This window comes from Terriglobales bacterium (genome assembly GCA_035457425.1).
Lineage (GTDB): Bacteria > Acidobacteriota > Terriglobia > Terriglobales > Acidobacteriaceae > JACPNR01.
Window position 1 is genome coordinate 1 of record DATIBR010000057.1, and the last position, 4,841, is coordinate 4,841.

Annotated in this window: 6 protein-coding genes and 1 tRNA gene; 3 read left to right on the forward strand and 4 right to left on the reverse strand. The window is 68.7% G+C overall.

Annotated features, from left to right (window positions below; all coding sequences use genetic code 11):
- The 4 genes from VLA96_04190 to VLA96_04205 form a co-directional block, all read right to left on the reverse strand.
- Window positions 1-1,494, reverse strand: a 1,494-nt coding sequence (locus VLA96_04190) for an FAD-binding oxidoreductase (protein HSE48388.1), incomplete at its 3' end; no start/stop codon positions are given.
- 151 nt (window positions 1,495-1,645) lie between these two features.
- Window positions 1,646-2,821, reverse strand: coding sequence for an FAD-dependent oxidoreductase (locus VLA96_04195; GenBank protein ID HSE48389.1), 1,176 nt, complete (start codon window positions 2,819-2,821; stop codon window positions 1,646-1,648).
- Window positions 2,818-3,003 carry a hypothetical protein gene (locus VLA96_04200; GenBank protein ID HSE48390.1) on the reverse strand — a complete coding sequence of 62 codons (186 nt, stop codon included), beginning with the start codon at window positions 3,001-3,003 and terminating at the stop codon, window positions 2,818-2,820. The genes VLA96_04195 and VLA96_04200 overlap by 4 nt, the downstream gene beginning before the upstream one ends.
- 12 nt (window positions 3,004-3,015) lie before the next feature.
- Window positions 3,016-3,092: transfer RNA gene (locus VLA96_04205), tRNA-Ile, on the reverse strand.
- A gap of 99 nt (window positions 3,093-3,191) precedes the next feature.
- Here VLA96_04205 and VLA96_04210 point away from each other — a divergent pair.
- The 3 genes from VLA96_04210 to VLA96_04220 all read left to right on the forward strand — a co-directional run.
- Window positions 3,192-3,887 carry a response regulator transcription factor gene (locus VLA96_04210; protein HSE48391.1) on the forward strand — a complete coding sequence of 232 codons (696 nt, stop codon included), beginning with the start codon at window positions 3,192-3,194 and terminating at the stop codon, window positions 3,885-3,887.
- 80 nt (window positions 3,888-3,967) lie between these two features.
- Entirely contained in the window at window positions 3,968-4,216 is a 249-nt protein-coding gene (locus VLA96_04215) for an alanine-zipper protein (protein ID HSE48392.1), read from the forward strand.
- Window positions 4,213-4,841, forward strand: a 629-nt coding sequence (locus VLA96_04220) for a chemotaxis protein CheB (GenBank protein ID HSE48393.1), incomplete at its 3' end; no start/stop codon positions are given. The genes VLA96_04215 and VLA96_04220, both read left to right, overlap by 4 nt.

The following is a 4,841-nucleotide window of genomic DNA, read 5'->3' on the forward strand; positions in this document are numbered from 1 at the left end:
CGCCCCGCCCGCGATGGCGAGCGTGAACGCCGACTGCACCGCGGGATTCGTCGCGACTTCTTTCGCCGCGGCGATCTCCTCGGGCGGCGCGCCCGCGAGACCTTTGTTGAAGTGCAGCGAGACGCCCCAGGGCCGCGATGCGGCAAAGAGCGCATCGGCGAGCCGCCCGCGCGCGTCGCCCTTGAGCAGCGACTCCGGCAGCCACAGCGATTCGTATCCATACATGAACTGGCCGACCTGCGCGGCGTCGCCCGACCACCAGCCGTCGCTCGGCTTCGCGCCCGGGCGCGGGTCGGTCTGAAACACGCCGGGAAGCTGCGCGTTCATGTAGGGCGCGTCCCACCAATGCCGCGCCGGGACGCCTGGGAACAGGGGCGGCTCACGATGCCTGTACGCTGCCGGCGACTGCGCCAGCCAGTCCAGGAACGGCTGCCAGGTCTTGCGGAGTTCGTCGGCACTCATGCCGTGGCACACCATCGTGACGTTGAGCTGGTTGTCGCCGGTGAACTCGGCCTGCTCGCCCCAGTGCGGGTTGAACAGGGTGTCGGCGTAGAAGTCGACGAACCGTCGCACGAGGCGGCGATAGTCGTCGTCGGAAGCGGCGTTGATGCGCAGGACGGCCGCGCCGAAGTTTTCCGGCAGCTCGCGGACGCGCAGCGTGACGCGCGTGACCACGGCGAAGCTGCCGCCGCCTCCCCCCTTGAGCGCGAAGAATAGCTCCGGGTCGTTGCAGGCGTTGACGGTGCGGATCTTGCCGTCGGCGGTGACGCACTCCGCTTCGAGCAGCCCGGCGGCGCACATGCCGTAGTGCTTGGAGAAGGTGCCGAAGCCGCCCGACTGGACCAGTCCGGCGACGTTGACGGTGGCGCAGCCGCCGCCCTGCACGTAGCGGCCGGCCTGGGTGACGACCGCGCCGTAAGCGTGTCTCCAGATGACGCCGGCGCCGCAGGTGACGGCGGGTTGCGGCGCGGTCTTGCAGCCGCGCGGCACGAACGCGTCGTGCAGCGTGATGTCGGCGATGTGGCGCGTCCAGAGCAGGAGCGAGTCGGGCGCGTTCGACGTGCCCTGGTAGCTGTGCCCGCCGCCGCGCACCGCGACGCGCAGGCTGTGCCGGCGCGCGAACTTCACTGCGGCCGCCATGTCTTCCGCGTTGCGCGCGGCCACGGCGTAGGCGCTGGGCTTCGACGTCCACGCGTCGACCCAGCCGAGCGTCTGCGTGAGCGCGGGAGTGTCGCCGATGAGGTAGGGGTTCTTCAGGTCCTTGGCGAACAGGTCGGTGCACGCGTCGGTCGTCTTGCACGCGGCGAACGGCGGCTGGATCTTGATCAGGTTCCCGCCCACGGCGTCGTTCAGCTTCTTCCACTCGGCGTCGGAGGGCCATCCGGCTTCGCCCGGGCGGACCCGGCGCGTCATCTCGCGCGCGAGCGCTTGGAACGGCGACGCGGCCCAGAGTGCGGCGGCGCCGAGCGACTTCAATAGAGTTCGACGGTTCATGCGGCCTCTTGCGGAGGAATGTGGCCGCCAATCTAAACGGTCAGGCTCAGCGAAGCAATCAGCCTCACATCAGCGAGGCTATGCGCGAAGGTGTCATCCTGAGCCGCCGACGGCGGCGCTGCTGCGCGCTCAGGATGACACCTCGAGCGTGTTACAGGATCGCGGTCTCGTGGATGAGCTCGCCGGCGGCGAAGCGCCCGGGGCGCAGCACGCGCTGCTCGATGACGTCGGTCGTACCTGTCAGGATGAGGTCGCTCAGGATCTTGCCGGTCGCGGGCGCGTGCATCACGCCGTGCCCGGAAAAACCGTTGGCGAAGAACAGGCCTTTCACCTCTTCGGACTCGCCGAGGACGGAGTGATGGTCGGGCGACACCTCGTAGAGGCCCGCCCAGGCGCGCTTCGGGTTCACCGGCACGTCGGCAAACACCGGCACGCGTTCGGCCGCTCGCGTCAGGATCTTCTCGGTGAACTCGGGCGCGTAGTCGGTCTTGAAGCCGGGCATCTCCTCCGGATCGTTCCACGCCAGCAGGAAGCCGCGCGCCTCGGGGCGGAAGTGGAAGCCGTTGGACATGTCGATGATCATCGGCGCGGAGTGCGGGAAGCCATCGAACGGCTCGGTGGGGACGAGCATGCGCCGCAGCGGCTCGATGGGCAGCGCCACGCCCGCCAGCTTCGCGACCCCGGCGGCCCACGCGCCGGCGGCGTTGACGACGATGGGAGCCGACACGTCTTCCTTCGTGGTGCGCACGCCCTGGATCCGCCCGGCGCCCTTCCCGTTGGTCCGCTCGATCGCCGTGACCTCGCAGGAGCGCGCGATCTGCGCGCCGTGGTCCACGGCCCACTGCGTGAAGCCGACCATCGCGCTGTAGGGGTCGACGAATCCGTCGGTGGGGCAGAAGGCGCCGCCGAGCACGTCGTCGGCGCGCAGCTGCGGGTAGAGCGCGCGCACCTCGTCGCCCGTGACCATGCGCGCTTCCTTCAGGCCGAGCCGCTTCTGCGTCTGCTGGTTCTTCGTGAGGTAGTCGAGGTGCTTGGCCGAGGTCGCGAGGAACAGGTAGCCCTGCGGGCGGTAGTCGCACGGGTGGCCCAGGCGCTCATCGAACTCCGCGTAGAACGGGATCGAATAGAGCGACATCTGGATGTTGACCGGCGTGGAGAACTGCGCGCGCACGCCGCCCATCGACTTCCCCGTCGACCCCTTGCCTTGCGACGACTCGCGCTCCAGGATGAGGACGTTGCGGCATCCCGCGGCGGCGAGGTGGTACGCGATGCTCGCGCCCACGATGCCCCCGCCGATGATGACCACGTCCGCGGTGCGCATGGTCATCGATCCAGCTCAGCGAGCGCGCGCATGAAGCGATCGTTGGCAGCCTTCACGCGCTGTTGCAGGCGGCGGTACTCTTCGCGGTCGATGGTCTTCCCACGCGCCCGCTCCAGGTAGCCGAGCAGCGCGTCTTTCGCGTGGTTCATGCGCTCTTCGGCCTTGCTCACGTCTTCGATGGTGCTCATCGCAAGAGTCCTTGGTGGGCCCGCCAGGATTCGAACCTGGGACCAAGGGATTATGAGTCCCCTGCTCTAACCAGCTGAGCTACAGGCCCACGCCGCCAGTATAGTGCGCGCCCCCGATTGTGAACGGACGGTTAATTCTGCGGCGTTCCCTTTGACCGCGGCGGGTCGCACCGGGATAATCGCGGTAGATGCAGACCATCTACGTGGTCGAAGACGATCCCGACATCGCGCGGCTGGTGCGCCATCACCTGGAAGAGGCCGGCTACAGCGTGCGGCCTTTCCCGAACAGCAGCAACGTGGTCCAGTCGGCGCAGAAGGAGCGCCCGGCGCTCTTCGTGCTCGACATCATGATGCCCGGCGCGGGCGGCTCGGGCCTCGACCTGTGCAAGAAGATCCGGCAGAGCGCTTCCCTCTCGACCGTCCCCATCATCTTCCTCACCGCGAAGACAAGCGAGGCGGACCGCGTTGTCGGCCTGGAGCTCGGCGCCGACGACTACGTCACCAAGCCCTTCAGCCCGCGCGAACTGGTGGCGCGCGTCAAGGCGGTGCTGCGCCGGGTGGAGCACGCCCCTGAGCCGCGCGTCTTCCGCTCGCACGACCTCGAGCTCGACACCGGCGCCATGACGCTGCGGGTCCGCGGCAAGCCGGTGCCGCTGACGGCGACCGAGTTCCGCCTGCTCGAGCACTTCACCGCCAACCCCGGGCGCGTCTACACCCGCGAGCAGCTGCTCGACGCCGTCTGGCGCGACACCAGCTTCGTCACCCCGCGCTCAGTCGACGTCTACGTCCGCCGCCTGCGCGAGAAGATCGAGAAGGACCCCGAAGACCCGCGCCTTCTCACGACCATGCGCGGCGCCGGCTACCGCTTCGAGAGCGCCCAGTAGCCAGGCCTCCGCCAATCCACGCCACGGGGACGGCTTCGCCCCCTGCCCGGGCATCCCACCCAACACGGGGGAGGTGTGCCATGGCCAAGAATCCGCGCCGCGATGGGCGCAATGTGGTACGGTTGTCGTCCGTTGAGCTTCACCAGGACGGAGACGCTGTCCACCGCAGGGCCCAGCAGCTGCACGACGACGTCGAGACCGTCGAGCTGAAGATCCACGACGCCAGCCGCCGGGCGGAACAAGCGCACCGCACCGCCATCGAGCTGCGCAAACGCGCCACCGAGACCCGCAAGCGCGCGGAAGCAGTACTCAGGAAGAGGCGCTCTTGAAGTCGCACTCACCTACGGCAGGCCCCGAGCGGGTCATCGCCATCGGTGCGTCCGCGGGCGGCGTGGAAGCGCTGCAGTACCTGGTGCGGCATCTGCCCTCGCTCTTGAACGCGGCCGTCTGCGTGGTGCTGCACGTCGGACCCGAGAGCCCGAGCCTGCTCGGGCGCATCCTGGCCCGCCACAGCGTGATCCGCGTCGTGGTCGCCGAAGACGGCATGAAGCTGCACACCGGCACGGTGTACGTGGCGCAGCCGGACTACCACCTCGTCGTGCAAGACGGCCGCCTGCGGCTGCTGCGCGGCCCGCGCGAGAACCGGCATCGTCCTGCGATCGACGCGCTGTTCCGCTCGGTGGCGGAGAACTACGGCAAGCACGCCATCGGCGTGGTGCTCACCGGCTTTCTCGACGACGGCACCGCCGGACTGCAGGAGATCAAGCGCGCCGGCGGCTTCGCCATCGTGCAAGACCCCGACGAGGCCGTGGCCCCGGACATGCCTCGGCACGCTATCGACCAGGTGAGTGTGGACGAGATCGCCAAGCTGGAAGACATCCCCCGGCTGCTGGTGCAGATCACCGAGCAGCAGCACAAAGGAGGCACCGTGAAGACTTCGAAGAATGGCCACAA

Coding starts and splice junctions, on each gene's coding strand:
- VLA96_04200 (HSE48390.1), bottom strand. CDS start 3,003: ATGAGCACCATCGAAGACGTGAGCAAGGCCGAAGAGCGCATGAACCAC.
- VLA96_04195 (HSE48389.1), bottom strand. CDS start 2,821: ATGACCATGCGCACCGCGGACGTGGTCATCATCGGCGGGGGCATCGTG.
- VLA96_04215 (HSE48392.1), top strand. CDS start 3,968: ATGGCCAAGAATCCGCGCCGCGATGGGCGCAATGTGGTACGGTTGTCG.
- VLA96_04210 (HSE48391.1), top strand. CDS start 3,192: ATGCAGACCATCTACGTGGTCGAAGACGATCCCGACATCGCGCGGCTG.